This is a genomic window from Leptotrichia sp., from assembly GCF_057270615.1.
In genome coordinates, this window is the sequence record NZ_DBHIXN010000006.1 from 32,753 (window position 1) to 52,168 (window position 19,416).

At 28.3% G+C, this 19,416-nt stretch carries 15 protein-coding genes; 1 reads left to right on the forward strand and 14 read right to left on the reverse strand.

Features of this window, described 5'->3' with window-relative positions; genetic code table 11:
* Positions 1 to 25: 25 nt before the first annotated feature.
* The 11 genes from ACO409_RS02275 to ACO409_RS02325 all read right to left on the reverse strand — a co-directional run bounded on the left by ACO409_RS02275 (position 26) and on the right by ACO409_RS02325 (position 14,618).
* Entirely contained in the window at positions 26 to 2,218 is a 2,193-nt protein-coding gene (locus ACO409_RS02275; RefSeq protein WP_485554441.1) for an anaerobic ribonucleoside triphosphate reductase, read from the reverse strand.
* A 408-nt stretch (positions 2,219 to 2,626) separates the two neighbouring features.
* Positions 2,627 to 3,721: a metal ABC transporter permease gene (locus ACO409_RS02280; RefSeq protein WP_485554443.1), complete on the reverse strand. Its 1,095-nt coding sequence runs from the start codon at positions 3,719 to 3,721 to the stop codon at positions 2,627 to 2,629.
* A gap of 3 nt (positions 3,722 to 3,724) precedes the next feature.
* Positions 3,725 to 4,666 (reverse strand): metal ABC transporter permease, encoded by a 942-nt coding sequence (locus ACO409_RS02285; protein WP_485554445.1) that lies wholly within the window; start codon positions 4,664 to 4,666, stop codon positions 3,725 to 3,727.
* 1 nt (position 4,667) lies between these two features.
* Complete coding sequence (locus ACO409_RS02290; protein ID WP_485554447.1) at positions 4,668 to 5,426, reverse strand: metal ABC transporter ATP-binding protein; 759 nt, start codon at positions 5,424 to 5,426, stop codon at positions 4,668 to 4,670.
* A 344-nt stretch (positions 5,427 to 5,770) separates the two neighbouring features.
* Entirely contained in the window at positions 5,771 to 6,706 is a 936-nt protein-coding gene (locus ACO409_RS02295; RefSeq protein WP_485554449.1) for a metal ABC transporter solute-binding protein, Zn/Mn family, read from the reverse strand.
* A complete protein-coding gene (locus ACO409_RS02300; RefSeq protein ID WP_485554451.1) occupies positions 6,699 to 7,373 on the reverse strand; it encodes a metal-dependent transcriptional regulator in 675 nt (224 codons plus the stop codon). The genes ACO409_RS02295 and ACO409_RS02300 overlap by 8 nt, the downstream gene beginning before the upstream one ends.
* Before the next feature lie 795 nt (positions 7,374 to 8,168).
* Complete coding sequence (locus tag ACO409_RS02305; RefSeq protein ID WP_485554453.1) at positions 8,169 to 8,759, reverse strand: biotin transporter BioY; 591 nt, start codon at positions 8,757 to 8,759, stop codon at positions 8,169 to 8,171.
* Positions 8,760 to 8,844: 85 nt separating this feature from the next.
* On the reverse strand, positions 8,845 to 11,775 hold the full coding sequence (locus ACO409_RS02310; RefSeq protein ID WP_485554455.1) for an autotransporter outer membrane beta-barrel domain-containing protein: 2,931 nt from the start codon (positions 11,773 to 11,775) through the stop codon (positions 8,845 to 8,847).
* A 149-nt stretch (positions 11,776 to 11,924) separates the two neighbouring features.
* Positions 11,925 to 12,626 (reverse strand): N-glycosylase/DNA lyase, encoded by a 702-nt coding sequence (locus ACO409_RS02315; protein WP_485554457.1) that lies wholly within the window; start codon positions 12,624 to 12,626, stop codon positions 11,925 to 11,927.
* Positions 12,627 to 12,725: 99 nt separating this feature from the next.
* On the reverse strand, positions 12,726 to 13,601 hold the full coding sequence (locus tag ACO409_RS02320; RefSeq protein ID WP_485554459.1) for an alpha/beta hydrolase fold domain-containing protein: 876 nt from the start codon (positions 13,599 to 13,601) through the stop codon (positions 12,726 to 12,728).
* 435 nt (positions 13,602 to 14,036) lie between these two features.
* A complete protein-coding gene (locus tag ACO409_RS02325; RefSeq protein WP_485554461.1) occupies positions 14,037 to 14,618 on the reverse strand; it encodes a helix-hairpin-helix domain-containing protein in 582 nt (193 codons plus the stop codon).
* Between the two features lie 386 nt (positions 14,619 to 15,004).
* Here ACO409_RS02325 and ACO409_RS02330 point away from each other — a divergent pair, with 386 nt between their 5' ends.
* Positions 15,005 to 15,535, forward strand: a complete 531-nt coding sequence (locus ACO409_RS02330) for an NAD(P)H-dependent oxidoreductase (protein ID WP_485554463.1) — start codon at positions 15,005 to 15,007, stop codon at positions 15,533 to 15,535.
* A 307-nt stretch (positions 15,536 to 15,842) separates the two neighbouring features.
* Here the strand turns inward: ACO409_RS02330 and ACO409_RS02335 are convergent, their stop codons facing one another.
* The 3 genes from ACO409_RS02335 to ACO409_RS02345 form a co-directional block, all read right to left on the reverse strand.
* Positions 15,843 to 16,796 carry an ATPase gene (locus ACO409_RS02335; protein ID WP_485554465.1) on the reverse strand — a complete coding sequence of 318 codons (954 nt, stop codon included), beginning with the start codon at positions 16,794 to 16,796 and terminating at the stop codon, positions 15,843 to 15,845.
* A gap of 36 nt (positions 16,797 to 16,832) precedes the next feature.
* The gene (gene mreB / locus ACO409_RS02340) at positions 16,833 to 17,864 is read right to left on the reverse strand and encodes a rod shape-determining protein MreB (RefSeq protein WP_485554467.1); all 1,032 of its coding nucleotides are present in this window, start codon (positions 17,862 to 17,864) and stop codon (positions 16,833 to 16,835) included.
* A 95-nt stretch (positions 17,865 to 17,959) separates the two neighbouring features.
* Positions 17,960 to 18,850 carry an alpha/beta fold hydrolase gene (locus tag ACO409_RS02345; RefSeq protein ID WP_485554469.1) on the reverse strand — a complete coding sequence of 297 codons (891 nt, stop codon included), beginning with the start codon at positions 18,848 to 18,850 and terminating at the stop codon, positions 17,960 to 17,962.
* Positions 18,851 to 19,416 lie beyond the last annotated feature (566 nt).

The window sequence follows — 19,416 nt, forward strand, 5'->3', positions numbered from 1 at the left end:
TACCTCGCTGTTATAATTTATATATTTATTTTATACCGTGTTTTACTCTGTCGTGCTCTTCAGCTTGCTTAGCACTATTCCAGCTGTCTAAATCTCCTGTCAGATAACCTGTTATTCTTCTAATTCTAGAAATATTATGGCTTCCACAAATTGGGCATTTATCATAAATTATTGCTTCTGTTCCACAATCTCTGCATCTATCAACTGGATGATTTATTGAGCCATAACCAATTCCAGAATCTTTCATAACTTTTACAATTTTTAACATAACACCTATATTTTTTCGTGCTTCCCCATCCAATTCCACATAAGTGATATGCCCACCTCTTGTCAATTTATGAAATGGAGCTTCTTTTCTAATTTTGTCAAAAAGGCTAATTTCTTTTTTTACATCAATGTGAAATGAATTTACGTAGTAATCTCTATCTGTAACATTTTTTATTACTCCAAATTCATCTCTATCTATACGTAAAAATCTTCCTGCTAGGCTTTCTGCTGGAGTTGCCAAAATTGAATAATTTAAATGATATTTATCTCTAAATTCATCTGCAACTGCACCCATTTTTTTAACTGTATCATAAAGCACATTATAAGCAACTTCACTTGTTCCATGTTCCGCATCAAATAAAGCATACATCGCATTTGCCCCTCCAACAAAACCAATTGAAAGAGAACCTGTATTTATCGCATCTCCAACTTCATCATTTCCATCCTTTTCGCCAAGTCCTTTCCATAAATTATTGCTTCTCATAAATGGAAATTGTTTTGCCAAAGCTGTTCTTTGGAAATTGTAACGTTCATAAAGCTGATCTCCAACTAAATATGTTGCTTCCAGCACTCTTTTTTGAAATTCTTCTGTCAAAAGTTCGATTTTTTTATTATTTTTTTCTTCTTCATTTGCAAATTTTCCATTTTTTTCCATTTCTGCAATTTCTTTTTCCACATTTTTTCTAGTTAAAATTGCAATTCTTGGAAAATTAATACTTGTAAAAGACAAGTTTCCACGTCCAAGACTAGTTTTTTCACCATTTACATTTTCAAATACACGTGTTCGACATCCCATTGTTGCGATTTCATATTTGTATCTTCCTGGATCATCCATTCTCCATTTTTCGTGTTTGTTAAATTCTGAATCTAAAAATACGAAATTTGGAAATAATCTTCGGCTTGAAGTTTCACAAGATAATAATAATAAATCAAAATTTGGTGTTTCAAAAAGTGACTTTTTATTTTCTGGATTATCTTCATAAGAAACTTTTTGTTTTTTTACAGTTTCTAAAACTCCATCAAAATCGTTTCTAGCTAAATCATAGTCTTTTTCAGAATAATTAAGACCTTCCTTTACTTTAAAAATTTGTATTGGAAAGATTGGAGTTTCATTTTTACCAAGCCCACTTGATGTAGCCTTTAATAATTCACGGATGACCATTCTGCCTTCTTCTGAAGTATCAGTTCCATAATTTATTGAAGAAAATACAACTTGATTTCCACCACGAGAATGCATTGTGTTCAAATTGTGCAAAAATCCTTCCATTGCTTGATAAGTTTCATTTTGAGTATCATCATAAGCCTCAACTAGCAATTTAATTAAATCATCTCTATTTATTTTAAAGTATTCTTCCAGTAATTTTATTTCATTTTCATTGCATTTAATTGAAGAAACATTTTTTTTCAAAAATTCTTTTGCATTTTTTTCGTATTCTTGTGTAATTTCTACTCCATTTTTGATTTCTACAAAGCTTAAAATTCTTCTTTTTAAATGACGTCTAAATGATTTTAGCACACCTTTTGCCATATAGAAGTCAAATGCTGGTATTGCCTGTCCTCCATGCTGTTCATTCTGATTTGTCTGAAAAATAATGGTAGCAAGCGTTGCATAAGTGGAAATGCTTTGTGCTTCCCGAATATATCCATGCTTAGTATAAAAACCATTCTCAAACATATCTGCCAAGTCATATTGCAGGCAAGTTGTAGTCTTGCTGGAATAAAAATCCAAATCGTGAATATGAATAAGCCCCTTTTCATGAGCTTCCTTAAATCTTGGTGAAACTAAATTTTCCAAAGCGTAAATTTTTGATACTTCACTTGCGAATTTCATCATTTGCCCCGCTGGTGTCATTGAAGACATGTTTGCATTTTCATTACATGTATCGTTACTTTCAACATTCACTATTCCTGATATTATATTTTTTAAATTTTCTGTTAATTGTGGTTGCATTTTTATTCCTCCCTTATTTTTACTTTCATACTTTTTTTATTTTTTCGCAAACCACCAATTTCCCTTATCCCTTTAAATATACTTGAAATTCATTTAGATTTTTTCAAATCTAAAACACAATATATTGTTTTTATAACATAATAATAACACAATATTTTGTGTTTTTCAAGTTTCATAAAAAAAATATATAATTCCACAAATCCCCATTTTTTCCAAAATTTTTCATTTCTTATACCATTAATTATGATAAAAAAAATTTATTTATCTTTTTTTAATCATATATATAATAAATCCAACAACAGTATAAGAAGTGTAAAATAAATAAAAAAGAATTGCTTTTTACAATTTATAAAAAAGCAATCCATATTTTTGTTTTTATACTATATTCAAAACTATTCAGATTTAGGATTAAATGTTTAATAAATATTTTTTTCCTTTTTCAGAGATTTTGAAAACATTGCTATCTACATAAATATATTTTTCTTTTTTGGCTTTTTCAATAACTTTATTTAAAAAGTTTTTGTTCCAACGAAGATGATTGTCGATTGTATTAGTTCCACATTCATCTTTTTCTTGTTTAGTATTTGCATGATTATATAAATGGATTAAAAGAATTCTAACCGAAAAAATCATCTTTTGATTCTTTTTACGGTTAATTGTAAAAATTAAACCTTTTTTAGGAGAAAAAATTAATGTTAAAAGAAAAATTAATCCTATTACTACTGCGATGCTTCCAGCAATCGAAACATCAAAAAGCCTTGCAAAATGAAAGCCTATGATACTTGATAATGCACCTATCAAAATACTTAATCCAACCATAACTTTTAATTTATCAGTTAATAAATATGCTGTAATCGGAGGTCCTATCATAAATGCAACGACTAATATTGAACCTACTGCTTCAAATGAAGCCACAGCCGTCATTGATACAAGCGACATCAGCATATAATGAATTAGTATTGGCTTCATTCCAAGTGTCAATGCTAAAGCTTTGTCAAATACTGAAATTTTTAGCTCTTTGAAGAATATAGTAATAAATGATAGATTTACTAAAAATACAATTAAAGTTGTAACAAATCCTTTTGGAATGCTAAGTCCTAATATTTGTACACGATTAAATGGTGCAAATGCCAATTCTCCAAGTAATACTGAATCTAAATCCAAATGCACATTTCCAGCGTATTTTGAAATCAAGATTACAGCAATGCTAAATAGTAGTGGAAAAACCACTCCGATTGCTGAATCTTCTTTTACAAGTTTTGTAGAGTTAAGAAGCTCTACAAGATAAACTGTTAAAACGCCAACTATTCCTGCACCAATAATTAATAAAGGAGAATTCAAGTCATGAACTGCAAAAAATGCTATTACAATTCCAAGTAAAATAGTATGTGTAATCGCATCTGAAACCATCGACATACTTTTTAAGACTAGAAAAGTTCCCAAAATAGAACAGGCACTAGCTACCATTATCGCAATAAGCTGTATTTCCAACGCAAAATTCATAATTTATTTTCCCCTTTCCAAACTGTTTATTTCAGTTTTTTTTATTTTTAATTTTTTTATAAATTCTTTTTTTCGCTTTTTGTTTCTTATAATTTTAAAAATAATACCTCTTTTATTTGAAAATAAAATGCTAGTAACTACTATTATGCTTATGATTATAACTATAATAGGTCCAGTTGGCAAATTGTTTTCGCTTATGCTTATCAAAGTTCCAAGCAAACCTGATATGCCACCAAAAATAGCTGATAAAATTACCATAATTGAAAGTTTGTCTGTCCATTGCCTTGCTGCAACTGCTGGTGAAATAATCATTGCGCTTATTAATATTACTCCTGCTGCTTGAATACCGATTATTACAGTAGTTACAATTAATACAGAAATTAGTATTTCAATTTTTTTACTTGGAAATCCCAATGTTTTGGCAAAATCAGAGTCAAATGAAACAATTTTAAATTCTTTCCAGAAAAGAATAATTATAATCAGAAGAATAATTCCTGTAATAAAAATAATATCAACATCTCTTTTGATAAATGTAGAAGCCTGTCCAAAAATAAATTTATTCAGCCCAGATTTATTTGCCCCTGGTAATTTATTCATATAAGAAAGCAGAACTAAACCTAATCCAAAAAATACGGATAAAATCAATGCTAAAGCACTGTCAAATTTTATCTTTGTATAATTTTGGATTACCTGAATTATTCCAATACAGATAATTCCTGTTATTAATGCACCAAATAGTAAAATTTCAGTATTTTTTACACCTGTTAGCAAAAAAGCCAAACAAACTCCAGGAAGTGAAGCATGCGAAACAGCATCACCTAGTAAACTCTGTTTTCGTAAAACTGCAAAGCATCCCAATATTCCTGAAACCATTCCGAGCAATGAGCATCCAAGTGCAACTGTTCTAAAAGTATGGTCAGTTATAAGAAGATTTAATATGTTCATGTTAATCCTCCTCTACATTATTTTGAATAACTTTTTTACTTTTATATGTTTTTTCGATATTTTCAGGAGTAAATACTTCTTCAACAGGTCCAGAAGCTACAACAGAAACATTTATAAATGTTACATAATCAAAATAATCTTTTACAGTTTGCAAATCATGGTGAACAACAATTACTGTTTTTTTCTCATTTCTCAATTTTTTTAAAATATTTACAATAGATTTTTCAGTTTTAGTGTCAACACCTTGAAAAGGCTCATCCATAAAATATATTTCAGCTTCTTGGACTAATGCTCTTGCTAAAAAGACTCTTTGCTGTTGACCACCAGATAGTTGGCTTATTTGTCTATCCATAAATTCATCCATTTCAACTTTGTGAATAGCTTCCTTAGTCTTTTCCTTATCAATTTTTCTAACTTTCTTTAGCCATCCAACTTTCCCGTAACGCCCCATTTCCACAACATCAAATACAGTAGTAGGAAAATCCCAGTCAACACTACCTCTTTGAGGCACGTAAGCAATTTTATCCCTTACCTTGCTATATTTTTCTCCGTAAAATCTGACTTCTCCAGTAACAGGCTTTATCAAGTCAAGCATAGCCTTAATTAAGGTAGATTTTCCCGCCCCGTTTGGACCAACAATCGCCATAAGGATTCCTTTTTTTATTCCAAGCTCAACATCCCATAAAACGGGTTTATCCTCATAAGCTATTGTCAAATCCTCAACTTTTATAATAACATCATCAGAAACATTTTGATTCATCTTTCCTCCTTCTTCTAAATTGTAAAACTATTCTTTTGTGTAAATTTATTTTTATTTAATGTCTAATTTTGTCTTAATTTTTAATAATCATTTTGTATTTTTATAAAATAAATCGTTGTTAATAAATAATTTCCTTTAATTTTTTATGTTATTTCTTTAATTATAGCAAGGGTATCAATCGCCATACCCTTGCATCCCCGCTTGTCTAAGCATTTTTTGAAAACAAAATTGAAACTTGCTACGTGAGACTTCGCTCAAACAATCAATTTTATTTCCAAAAAATCACGACATTTTTAATTTAGCTTAAACAGTTCTTTTTTCTTTAACGAAATTTTGCTTAATATTTATTTTAAAGCATTTACAATGGTATCAGCATTTGCCTTAACAGTTTTAATATAAGTTTCAGAATTATGTGCTTTATCTCCTAGCGAGTCTGAATACAATTCCCCACCTATCTTAACTTCTTTTCCTCTAGCCTTTATAGCTTCTTGCAGTGCTTCTATACTTTTTTTCGGAACAGAAGATTCTACAAATATTGCTTTTATATTTCTTTCAACTATGAAATTAGCCAAATCACTTATATTTTTTGTACCAGTTTCAGAATCTGTAGAAACACCTTGTATAGCTTTTACTTCCAGTCCAAATTGTTCTCCAAAGTAGTTAAAGGCATCGTGAGCTGTTACAAGTACTCTGCTTTTTTTAGGAATTTCATTAATTCTTGTTTTTACATAAGTTGTCAGTTCGTTCAGTTCAGTTTTGTATTTCTTTAAATTTTCTTTATAATATGTGCTGTTTTTAGGGTCATATTTACTTAATGCAGCTTCTACAGCTTCGGCTTCTTTTCCCCATAATTCTGTATTAAACCATACATGTGGATCAGGAGTATTTTGGTCAACTAAATGAACTTTACTTTTATCCAGCTTGTCCCCAACATTTAATATATTTTTATTTTGAGAAGTTAATTTTTCAAAAATTTCTGTCATTTTACCTTCCAAATGCAGTCCACCATACACTATAATGTCAGCATTTCCAAGTTTTTCAATATCACCTGCACTGGCACTGTATAGATGCGGATCTACTCCTTCTCCCATAAGCCCTGTAACTTCAACTTTATCTCCACCTATTGTTTTTACAAGGTCAGTAAGCATTGTTGTTGTTGTTGTAACTTTTATTTTTTTCCCTGATGCAGCTCCACCTTTTCCACAAGATATTAACAACATCATTGCCACACATACTGCAATTACCAAATTCAATTTTTTAAGTACATTATTTTTACTCATAATCTGTTTCCTCCATATCTTCATTTTTTTTATAAACCTCAATCATGTCTGCCGCATTAAAAGCCAGTATTTTTTCATTATTTTGCTCACTTTTCAAATATATCGGTCCATTAAATGGATCTTTTTTTTTCACAATATACTGTTCCTTCAAATGTATATCCAAATCTCGTAAATAGTCATGTAACTCGATATTATCATCTGCACTTAGTATGACAATTTCATCATTTTCTTTGGCTTCTGATAGTTTTATGATATTTTCTCCATCAAAGTCCTCAAAATCATAAAAAATTGGTTTTCCATGAGGACACTCCTTTGGATAGAATAAAAACTTTTCCAATTTTTTAAGAAGTTTGTTACTTGTTACGTGCTCTAAAATTTCAGCTTCTTTATGAACTTCCTTTTTATCATATCCTAGCTTTTCAAATAAAAAAACTTCCCAAACTCTATGTTTACGTATAATATCTAGTGCAAATCTATTTCCCTTTTCAGTAAGATTAACAGTTTTTTTATCAACAGTAAGATAATTATCATTTTCTAATTTTTTTATCATTCCACTTACTGATGCTGGAGAAATATTTAAATATTCTGCAAGTTTTTTGTTAGAGTATTCTTTTTTTCTTTTTAAAGCATATATTCCCTTTAAGTAATCTTCTATACTTCTGCTCATTTGACCTCCTTCCTGTTTTTAGTTCAACCTAATTAAAAATTAGTCTAACCTAATTACGATATTATATTAACACTAAATACTTTGATTGTCAAGATATTTTTTTGATATTTAAATTTTTTTTGGTAAATCAATTTATAATAATATTATTTCTCGTTTAAAAAGCGAATATTTAAACCCCATTTAAATAACGAATTTATTACAAACTTTTTTTATAAAGGATATAAACCTAATATTTTCAAATAATTAAAATATAATTTTCATTAAAAAAAAGTCTAGTATAAATAATCCGTCGGGGGATTTTCCTGTGCTGGTAAAACTGTTCGAGCATAGCGAGTTTTTTCTCAGTACAGAAAAGTGTCGTAGACTAGCCATAGGTTGTAGGATTTGCGGCAATGAGCAATCCTGCAAAAATAAAAAAGTACATCTAATAATATCAGAATTTTTATCTGAATATTATAAAATGTACTTTGAAATCGAAAATCGAAAGATATGACGGTATAGCCAATTCATATCAATTTTATACTAAATTCCATTAAAAAATTAAAAATAATATTTTATTTAAATGGGATTATAGTAAAACTGATTTAAAACCGAACTCAAAAACTATGACTATTTTACTCAAAACATAAGTTTATATGATTTTTAACAGTTTAATTTGATGAGTTCGAGTGTAATACTAAATCACTAAGTTCTCTCCATTTATATTGTATAACATTTTTTTAAATAACAGTGTAACATTAGTTACAAAAAAACTCCCGTTCAAAAAAATTTTTTAAAACGGGAATCTTTGATTAATTATTTGTCTTCTGTTTTATCATTTTTTGGAATAAATTTCCACAATGTTGGAAGTAAAAGTGTTACAGTAGTTGATTTTAATGCATCTCCAGGAAGGAAAGGCAAAACACCAACCATAAATGCATTTTTACCAGGTAAAAATAATGACAACACTATTGATCCAAGCGTTAAAATAATAGCACTTGAAAGTAATAATGATAAAAATGTTTTTACATAAGATTTTGTAACACCTTTGTCAGATAAGTATCCTAAGATTATTGTAGCTATAATATATCCTAAAATATATCCGCCAGTTGGTGAGAATAATGAACCAGCTTTACCTCCAGCAAAAATTGGAGCACCTAAGCTACCTGCTGCAACGTATGAAAGTATAGTTGCAGTTCCTAATTTTCTTCCGTATAGTAACGCCATTAATGTTACTCCAAATGTTCCAAGTGAAATTGGTACAGGAGTATAAGGAAGCGGAATCAAAACTTGAGACATTATTGATAAAAATGCAACTCCACCTAACACTAAAAGAATATTTTTAAAAGTTTCTTTTTCTTTTGTTTCGATTTTTATAATGTTGCTGATTAAAGTATTTTGTTTCATGATAAAACCTCCATTTTTATTATTTTTAAAGTATTATAACATTCGTTATGTAAAAAGTCAACAAATCTAAATTTTAAATTTTAAATTAGAAATTAAATCTTACTCCAGTTGTAAATACGTTATTGTTTCCTTTGCCTTTTCCGCTGTCAACAGAGCCATCATAGTTTACATACCATCCAAAATCTTTGTTTACTTCTGTCAATGCTCCAACTCCAGCCCAAGTTTTATTTTTAGCAAGTCCAATACCTTTTACTTTGAATTTTGCTCCTGGAAGTCCAGTATATCTTGCATCAAAACTTAAATCCTGTTTATTGAAAGCTCTTTGATGTGTTACATAGCCTTGGAATGTAGTTTTGCTTCCACCTTTCCAATTTACAGCTTTTCCAACTCTAAGCCCAACTAATGCAGCAGTTTGATTATAGTTTTTCTTATCAGCGGTTAATCCAAACTGACTTTTTTCTTCAGAGAATGAACCTCTTACAACAGTATCGTGAGTTAATCCTGCAAATGGCGTTACAACAAAGTCTCCATTATTATTTTTGACATCATATCCTGTTTCTAAATATCCAGAATAAACTTTATCATTATGATTAATTTTAGCTCTTGTATAATCATTATTACTTAAAATAATATCTCTTTCAACATCACTGTCAACAAATCCAATTCCTAAACGTCCTTGCAAATAAACTGGAATATTCTTATTTCCTAATCTTCCATATAATGAAGCCCCAAAGTTATTAGCATCAGATTTTCCACCATATCTGTCAAATTTAACATCAGCTTTTGAGTAAGATAAAGCAGTACCTAAAATTAAGTTTTCTCCAAATTGCTTATCAACTCCAACTTGTCCACCGTATACTTTAGTATCTCCCTTACCGTATCCATCTTGTTTTAATTTACCGTTAGCACCTAATCCAGAAATCCATAATCCAAATTTGTCTCCAACATTATCAAGAGTTCCTAACATAACCAATCTGTTAGATAAGTCTTTATTTACAGTTTGTGAATGTTGAAAAGTCAATGCTTGTGCTGAAGCATAAATTTGTCCAGATAAGCTATCTAAAATGGCTGCTCTGCTTGACGAAGTAAGAGCTTGTAATTTAGCGGCTTTTCTTTCAAATTGTGCAACATTTCCAGCTGTTCCGTCTTCAATGTCCTGATCTAGTTTTTGAAAAGCAGTTTCTAAATTTTGTGCAGTATTTTTTTGCATTTCGTCAGAATCTGAAATTTTTTCAACATAGTCTAGAACATTTTTTCTGCTTACTTTTGCAGAAACAGAGTTTTCAGTTTGATTAACATTGGCATTTAACATTTCATCAGTATTTACATCATTAAAGTTTCCTTCAATTTTGTTATCTGATGTGATTACATTTTGTGTAGTTCCGTTAGCTGTTATGTATTTTCTTTCTCCATTTTCTTCAGGCTTTACTTCAAGTTTTGTGTTACTTAAAGTAACTTTTCCTTTTACGTGTATATTAGAATTTAAATCTGTTACAATTCTGGAATTTTCCAGTGACGAATAATTTCCAGTAACTTCTGTAGAACCGTTATTTTCTATAGTTCCACTATTTGTAATGTCATTTTTAATAACAGCATTGTTTGTTGAAAGAATAGCTTGTTTTCTTACGTTAATTGAAGAAGAATAAACACCATTTACTTGCAATCTTCCAGCATTTACTGTAGTAGGTCCTGTGAATGTAGAATTTCCAGACAAGATTAAATCCCCAGATCCATTTTTAATTACACCTGCATCTCCTGAAATATCATTTGAGAAAATATAGCTTCCGCTTGGAATATTGATAGTTACGTTATCTGCGAGCGCAAGCTGTTTACTAAATAAAGCAGGACCTTTTAACGCTTTGTCAATATTTAAAAGTCCCCATCCATAAACGTCATCGACACCAGCAGCTCCTATATCTGTTGCAGTTGATAAAATAGTCTGTCTAATTAAATCTCCATCCATCCAAGGATATTTTTGTTTAATTAAGGCAGCCGTTCCACTTACAAGTGGTGCTGCAAATGAAGATCCGCCACCAATATAGCTTTTTCCTTTCATTGTAAATGTCTGATCTCCGACAGCTGTTACAGACCAGTTTTTAGCAACTCCTGCAGGCGATAGCGGAGTTAAGTTATCCCAACTTGTATCTCCTAGTTTAGATTCATCTTTTGAAGTTAATGCAACTACATTTATCCATCCTTTTTGAAGTCCGCTTTCAAAATGTGGCAAACCTCCTTCAAGCGTAGGCTGTGAATCAGATGAGTCATTTCCTGCAGACCATACAAATAATGCTCCATTGTTTACTTCATTTCTATAAAAATTAAGCATAGAACTTCCAATTTGGTGTCCATAGTAGTGACTTGAAGCAGAATCAGCATTAAAGTCAGTCACTTGTCCATCAATTCCAAATGACTGGTTGTAAATAGTTACACCATTATCTTTTAATTTTTGGTACATTTCTAATTTTACGCTTGGATAGGTTGTATTGCTGTCAGTATTTCTTTTTGCTGCATCAATTACGTATACACTAGCTCCTTTAGCAATTCCTGCTGAAGATCCTGCTGCAAGATCTGCTACAACAATTCCGTGGTCATCGTCTGCAGTAGCTTCTGAGGTAAATCCAGAAACTGAAAGTTTTGTTAGACGAGTTCCAAATTTTTCCGTAAGATCAGAACTAAATGCTGAATTTTCAAATCCTACGTCAATAATTCCCACTTTTACATTATTACCTGTGAGTGTTGTATTTGAATTATTATGTGGATTATTTTTGTCATAGGAAAGAGTGGAAGAGTTCCAAGCTATGTTAGAAGTTTTTGCTGTTACAGTTGGTTTTGTTGTTACTGGTGCTGGATTTGCAGGTGTAGGAGTAGCAGCCGATGTCGTAGAACCGCTTTCTCCACCTCCGCCTCCGCCTCCACCACAGCTGACTAGTAGTGCGGCTAATCCAAAGATAATTGTGCTTTTTTTAAAATTATATTTTTTTATATCATTTTTTAGTTGCTTTAAATTAGAGGTCATAAAAAACCGCTCCTTTCGTTGTTTTTAATTGTTGCTTAAAAAAAATTAATTTTTAAATAGATATGCCTATATATATTTAATTATTTATAAAAATTTCCATTAGTATTTTACCATATTTTTTTGAAAAATTCACTACAGAATTTTAAAAATTATTTGAAAATTTCACCAGCTTCTTTATACCATAAAACCAAGTCTAGCTCATCCATTTTTATTTTTGCAAAGTCTGAATATTCTCTCATTTTTTCTTCAATTTCATAATATTTTTTCTCAGTTATTGTCTTAGGAATTTCATCAATCACATTAAGAGCCTCAAGATTTCTCAAAATATGTCTATCCAAAATTGCAATATTTTCTCCGAATCCAAGATTTCGCAGCACGTGATTTGCCTCTTTTAGTCCCATGCCCTTGACGTTTTTCAATATCCATTTTCGTTTTTCAAAAGTATCCCCAATTTCAGATAAAATTTTTTTTGGCTGTAATTTTCCATCTCTTGTCATTAATTTTCTAAATTCCACCAAATATTTAGACTTATTATTTTTAAATCTGACAATATTTAAAAATTCGACTATTTCTTCAGCTTTTCCCTTGTACAAAAGTCCATTTTCCACTAAATTTGTAATAGCTTTCCAAGCGTTTTTAGCCTTCGACTGAGGTGTCAAGATGCAAAATGCCATTTCTGCAAAAACCTCTTGCTCTGTACCTTTCCATGCCTTTTTATAACCTTTTATAGCCTTTTTGATTCCAGTTTTTATTTCTTTGTGAATTTTAAGGATTTCCTTGTGTTTTTCCTGATTAATTTTTTTACTAATGTTGTTATATTCATCACTTTTTTTCTCAATTGTTTTAGACATAATTAAAGTTCCTTTTTTTATTTTTTGGGATAATAATAAACTCTAAAAAAAAATAGAAATGAGATTTTATAGAATTTATTTAAATTTGAAGAATTTTGATTATTTCAGAAAAAATTTTCCAATTTCATCAATAGTTTCCTCTGTTTCTTTAAGGGGTGCTAAAATCCAGTCATGGCACAAATTTTCTCCAATTTTTATTTCTACACTTGTTCCGACTGCAATTTCCAGCATATCGCTTAATTTTAAGCAATCAGGATACAAAATTTCATTTGTTCCAAAAATAAGAAATATTTCCCCAAGATTATCCATATTTCCATAAATTGGCGAAATCAGCGGATCTTTTACATCCAGTTTCCCAGCAAACTGCTTTCCAGTTACAATCAGCCCATTTAACGGCAAAAGCGGATCTTTTTCTGCAAATTCCTCTATTTCCTTATTTGTCATTGAAACATCAACCCAAGGCGACATCAATACAGTTTTTTCTGAAAAAGGCAACTGTTTTTCTTTTTTTAATCTTTGCAAAAATGCAAGTGCCAGCCCTCCGCCAGAAGAATCTCCAAATAAATAAAACTCATCATTTTTATATTTTTTCGTTATTTTTCTGTAAGCTTCCATTACAACTTTATGTGCTTTCTCCACAGTATTTTCAGGAGCAAGCGGATAGTCAATAAATGTAACTTTCAAATGATATTTCTTTACGAGTTTTTCAATAATATTTTTATGCCCTCGAACAGCACGCATAACATAAGCCCCGCCGTGCAAAAAAATAATATGCCTGTTACAGCTTTTCTCACCGAAAACTGTTAAAATTTGATATTCATCAATGAACTGCTCATCAGCAGTAAGCAATTTATCAAAATTTTTTTTATTCAAAAAATCTGTATCTCTTCTTGGATTTAAAAAATCCTTTTCCTTATATTTTTTCATATTTACCAACTTTGCGATTGGTACTGCAATATCTGATAATAAACTCATTTTTTTATTTTATTTTAAAAAAAATAATCAAACTCCTTTCTTTTTAATACATTTTACTTATTATAAATTATCATTGTTTAATTTTTATTTTTTAACGAAGTATATATAATAAAACTGAACTCAAAAACTATGACTAAACTTTAAGTTTATATGATTTTTAATAGCTTAATTTTGAATGAGTTAGAGCATAATTTAAAATTAATATAAGTAGATATCTAAGTGGCAGTTTTTATAAAAAAATAATTATATAATTTTTTTTGCTAAGCATAAGTTTTATTTAAATAAAAGTTCTGATTTAACAAGAAATTAAGCCTTATTATCAAATATATCTATTCGATAACTTTTAAGTCCCTTTGTTTTAGAACATTTATTTTATTAATTATAAAATTGCATATAATTTTCAATCAAGTCTAATAAATAAAATGATATTAAATTTTATTCTATAAATTTTATTTTATCTTCAATTTCTACATAACGTTCTTTCCCAATAATCTTTTCCAAATCCACATTTGACCTTATGTTATTTTTTTCAATTTCAGGAAGTAATTTTTTTATTTCCTTATTTGTAAATCCTATTTTTTTTAATTCTTTTTCACTTAATTTATTAATATTATATTTAGTTATTTCACGCCCATAATTTTGTCTAGAATTTTGTATTTTTTCATTATCCACAAACAAAAATTTCTGAGCAATTTCTAGTCCTGATTTTCCAAATCCAGAGACATTCTTTACTTCATTAACATCTTTAATAATCCCAACTTCGTCCCGATATTTCATAAATCTTTCAGCCTTATTCTTATTAATCCCCAGCTTTAGCAAATCTTTATACTCAATACTGTTAATATCAAATTTTACATTACTTTTTGTCAAATCAGTATCTTTCTTAGCCTTATCTTTTTTATAATTTTTTTCCTTATTAATTTCAATTTCAGGAATATTTTTATCCTCAATTAAAAGTCTTAAAAAATTCCCCGCAATTAACAGCATTACAAAAATAATGACATATTTTATTTTCATAATAATCCCCCCTTTGATTATGTTATCTAATGATTTTTCAAAAATCTGCCACTTAAATAATAAAACTTATATTTTATGATAAATTATATCATATTGACTTGTTATTTAATAGATAAAAATAAAAATTTATTTTATTATTCTGGAAATGTTAAATTATTTGATTAATCTATTATTTTTAATAAATTTTATTATTTGTTTTTAAATAATATGTGGTATCATAAAATTGAGAGAATTAAAACCAAAATATGATAAGAGGTGATTGCCTATGGGAAAATTTATGGAAAAAACTAAAAAATTATTTGAATATTTCAAAGGAGGATTTGAAAGGTTTCGGGTAACGATTATTTTTGCTTTAATATATTTAAAAAAGAAAGGATGATTAAATTATGAAAACTTTAGTTATTTTAGCACATCCAGATATGGAAAATTCGAGAATTAACAAAAGATGGAAGGAAGAACTGGAAAAATATCCTGACAAAATTACAGTAAATGAACTTTACAAAAATTATCCAAATTGGGATATTGATATTGAAAGAGAGCACGAATTATTATTATCTCATGATAACATAATTATTCAATTTCCGCTTTACTGGTATACATACACTCCTTTATTGAAAAAATGGCTTGATGATGTACTTTCTTATAATTGGGCCTATGGAAATGAATATAATCTAAAAGGAAAAAATATAGGAGTTGCAATTTCTATTGGAGGATTTGAAAGTGACTATTCAAAAACTGGCTCTGTGAAATTTTCAATGGATGAAATTTTGATACATTTTAAAGCAACTGTTGAATATGTAAAGGCAAATCTAATTTCTAATTATTTTCTTTTTGATACTGAAAATATAAGTGATGAGGAACTTTCAGAAAATGCTAAAGATTATGCAAATCATATTTTTAGTTTACAAGAAAATTAAATTTATATTCTACTATATGCTAATGTTTTGGGGGAGAGCTTTTCCATTAAAGTCTTAAGGAAATTAGTTCTAGATCTTCATAAAGAAACTAAATAGTATTTAAGAATCTTCTTTATCCATAAGAGGTTCAGAGCAAGGGAGATATGTAAATGGAACTTTGGGTTCCAATAATAAAAGATAAAAATTAAATTGTAAATATTTTGAATTTTTTATTAGATATATTTAGAGTTTTGCTATAAAAAATGGGAGATATTCTGATCACACAGTTTATTTCCCATTTTTTTTTATTAATTTCATTGAATTATTTTTAAGAATTTTGCAAAATATCAAAAAAATTAAAAAGTACACTTTTTACATTTACATTATTTCTAATACTATTTTTTAAATTTATCAGATTTTTAAAATCTTCTGTTTCCACAGAATTTTTTGAATTTATAATGATTTTAGAAAGAAAACTTATCAAAAATTCTTTTTCTTTTTTTAATTCGTTTTCTATTTCATTTATAAAAAAATATAGATTTTCAAGATTCCAAAAACGCACTCTGCGTGAAAGAAGTTCAATACTTTTATTATATTTTATTATTAAATCCAAGTAATTTTTTATAGTTATCTCGCCAGTCACATAATTTTTCATTTCAATAATAATTTTTAAAATATCTTCCACGGTATTAATTTGGAATTGAATATTATCAAGCGAGAAGTTTTGTTTTTTAAATTCTAAAATATCTTTTTCATTGCCATCAAAGAAATAGTAAATTTCCTTGCTAACTTCCAGCTCATTATTATTCATTCCAGAAAGATAAAATTTGATTGTACGGGATTTTATTGTAGAAATAATATTTAAAGTTCTTGATAAAAGTATGAAATAAACGTTTTTTGGAGGTTCTTCCAAAATTTTTAAAAGTGCATTTGAAGATTCTTTTCTCAAGTTTTCAATTCCACACAAAATAAATATTTTTTTTGGTGAATTAAATGAAGATTCTATTGATGAATAGATGATTTCCCTTACTTCATCAATTTTTATGTTTTCATTATTTTTATTTATTATTTCAATGTCAGGATGTTGAAAATTATCAATAAGTTTTTCTATTTTTTCTTTTTCAACATTATTTTGAATATTTTTTACCATGATCATTTTTGAAAACATTAGTGCATAAGAAAGCAAGTCAACTCTCTTATCTCCATAAAAGAGGTAACTTGCACTTATTTTTTCTTGATTTATTTCATTTTTAAATTTTTCAGTTATTTTTTGTAATTTCATTTTTTACCATTTTCTATTTTTTAATAACAACAAATATTAGTTTTCTTTCATTTGAAGAGTTCTTAATAATTTTTTGTTGTCAAATGCGGCTCCTCCACCTAAAACTACTGAATCAAGTGGATTTGGAGATAAGAATACTTTGATTCCAACTTCTTGTTCCATCATATCAATAAAGTTTCTGATTAGTGAACCTCCACCAGTCATTACAATTCCGTTATCTAAAATATCTGCTGCCAATTCAGGCGGACATTTTTCAAGAACTTCTTTTGTAGAGTTTACAATTTGGAATAAAGAATCTTCTATTGCTTCATAAATTTCATTTGCATTGACTTCCACAGTATTAGGAATTCCAGTTTCCAAATCTCTACCTTTTATTTCCATAACTTCAGGCGATTGAACTTTTAATGCTGAACCTAATTCTTTTTTTATTTTTTCAGCAGTTCTATCTCCAATTAACAAATTGTATTTTCTTTTTACAAATCTTACTATGTCTTCATCAAATCTGTTTCCAGCAATTCTAATTGATTTGCTTGCAATAATTTCATCTAACGATAGAATTGCAATATCAGTAGAACCTCCACCTATATCAATTACCATGCTTCCTTCAGGTTGCGAAATATCTACTCCTGAACCAATAATGGCAGCTCTTCCTTCTTCGATGATATATGTTTTCTTAGCACCTTTTACTGCATCAAATAGTGCTTTTCTTTCAACACTTGTTACTTCAATTGGAACACAAATCATTACTTCAGGCTTGAATAATGAATTTCCGTAAATTTTGTGAATAAAGTATGTAATCATTTCCTTTGTCGAGTCAATATCTGCAATAACTCCATCTTGCAAAGGTTTGATAGCTTGAATACTATCAGGAGTTTTTCCTAGCATTTCTCTAGCTTCTTTTCCAACTGCGATTAATTTTCCTGTTTTTCTGTCACGTGCAACAACAGACGGTTCATTTAATACTATTTTTTTTCTTTGTTTATCGTAAATCAATATATTTGCAGTTCCTAAATCTATCGAAATACTTTTATTTACCCTAAATATTTTTACAAAATCAAATACGCCCATTTTTCCTCCTATTAAAATTAACTTTCTTAATTATATCATACTTTTCAATAAAAATTTATTATTTTTTCAAATTTTTTGAAATTTTTTGTTATAAATTAAAAATTTTTTGCATTCAGCCATTTTAAGATTTCATCATAAATTTCATGTTTATTTGTTTCGTTTAGTGATTCGTGTCGTCCATTCCTGTTTTCAAGAATATTAATTCTTCTCATTTTTTTTCTTAAATTATTAAAAATTTTGTTTATATAATAAGTATCAACCGCTTTATCATCAGTTCCATAAATAACTAATATTTTTGTATGGTCATCTAATTTTTTATAATTTCTGTTAATAAATCCCATTGTAGAAAAAATTCCAGAAAAAAACTTTGGTGTGACAGGATAGCCACAAAACTCGTTATTTTCATATTTTTTATTTTCGGTTTCATCACGTGTCAGCCAGTCAAATTTGGTTTTGTTTGGTTCAAAAGCTGTATTCCATTTTTTAAAAACTTTGTTAAATACAGAAATTTTCCTAAAAATAATTCTTTCAAAAAAAGCTGTTAAGATTCCGCTTGTGACTTTCAGCTGTTTTTTTAACGGAAATCCAGATAAAATAAAATATTTATAATTATTTTTGATTCCCCATCGCATTCCAATAAGAGACCCCATGCTATGTCCAAGAATCGTAGTATTATCAGGGTTTAATTCAATTTCATTAAAAGCTTTAGTAAAAAAAATGTCAATATCTTTAAAGACAGATTTTATTCCATTTTTTCCAAAATCTCCAATTTCGCTATTTTTTAGCTCTCCGTGACCACGAATTTCCATAACAAATACATTATATCCATTAAAAGCTAAAAATTCTCCAAATTCAGCATATCTGTCAACAGGTTCAGTCATTCCATGAAATATTACGATATTGCTTTTATATTTTTTTCTTTTTGATTCAAAAAATAAATAAGGGATTTTTTTTCCATCGAAACTTTCAAAATAATGTTTTTTCATTGCTTCCTTTCCTAAAAAATATTAGATATATTTGATAACGCTATAATCGAACCTTGCTTAAAACTAAGCTAATCTAAAAATTAATAGAAAAATTGAACTTAATTTAGAATAGTCATAATCTTAGAGTTTAATTTCAAAGTTATTTTATAATCACATATATATATTTATTATAATACAATATTATTTTTTTTGCAATTACAAATTTTTGCTCTATCATTTTTTAGTTCAATTTTAAAATTTTTTGTTAAAAAATAAAATTTTGGGAAGAAGAAGTTATTGCTATATTTTATATTTTTTTTGTTTTTAATAAAACGAACATTGTCAATAAACTCTTTAAAATAAAGGTTTTTTTAACTATATAATCAGTTTTTTTATTTATTTTTTTTGAGATGATTTTATTTTTTTTATAAATAAAGTATAAAAAATTATAAATTTTGAAAATACTTATAATGATATTTATCAGTAAATATAGTAATTTATGAGCATAATTTTGAAATTACATTTCAATATTTTAATTTTAAATTAATTTTAATAAATTGTTGAAAGTCAATATTTAAAGGGTATTT

Coding starts and splice junctions, on each gene's coding strand:
- ACO409_RS02275 (WP_485554441.1), bottom strand. CDS start 2,218: ATGCAACCACAATTAACAGAAAATTTAAAAAATATAATATCAGGAATA.
- ACO409_RS02280 (WP_485554443.1), bottom strand. CDS start 3,721: ATGAATTTTGCGTTGGAAATACAGCTTATTGCGATAATGGTAGCTAGT.
- ACO409_RS02285 (WP_485554445.1), bottom strand. CDS start 4,666: ATGAACATATTAAATCTTCTTATAACTGACCATACTTTTAGAACAGTT.
- ACO409_RS02290 (WP_485554447.1), bottom strand. CDS start 5,426: ATGAATCAAAATGTTTCTGATGATGTTATTATAAAAGTTGAGGATTTG.
- ACO409_RS02295 (WP_485554449.1), bottom strand. CDS start 6,706: ATGAGTAAAAATAATGTACTTAAAAAATTGAATTTGGTAATTGCAGTA.
- ACO409_RS02300 (WP_485554451.1), bottom strand. CDS start 7,373: ATGAGCAGAAGTATAGAAGATTACTTAAAGGGAATATATGCTTTAAAA.
- ACO409_RS02305 (WP_485554453.1), bottom strand. CDS start 8,759: ATGAAACAAAATACTTTAATCAGCAACATTATAAAAATCGAAACAAAA.
- ACO409_RS02310 (WP_485554455.1), bottom strand. CDS start 11,775: ATGACCTCTAATTTAAAGCAACTAAAAAATGATATAAAAAAATATAAT.
- ACO409_RS02315 (WP_485554457.1), bottom strand. CDS start 12,626: ATGTCTAAAACAATTGAGAAAAAAAGTGATGAATATAACAACATTAGT.
- ACO409_RS02320 (WP_485554459.1), bottom strand. CDS start 13,601: ATGAGTTTATTATCAGATATTGCAGTACCAATCGCAAAGTTGGTAAAT.
- ACO409_RS02325 (WP_485554461.1), bottom strand. CDS start 14,618: ATGAAAATAAAATATGTCATTATTTTTGTAATGCTGTTAATTGCGGGG.
- ACO409_RS02330 (WP_485554463.1), top strand. CDS start 15,005: ATGAAAACTTTAGTTATTTTAGCACATCCAGATATGGAAAATTCGAGA.
- ACO409_RS02335 (WP_485554465.1), bottom strand. CDS start 16,796: ATGAAATTACAAAAAATAACTGAAAAATTTAAAAATGAAATAAATCAA.
- mreB (WP_485554467.1), bottom strand. CDS start 17,864: ATGGGCGTATTTGATTTTGTAAAAATATTTAGGGTAAATAAAAGTATT.
- ACO409_RS02345 (WP_485554469.1), bottom strand. CDS start 18,850: ATGAAAAAACATTATTTTGAAAGTTTCGATGGAAAAAAAATCCCTTAT.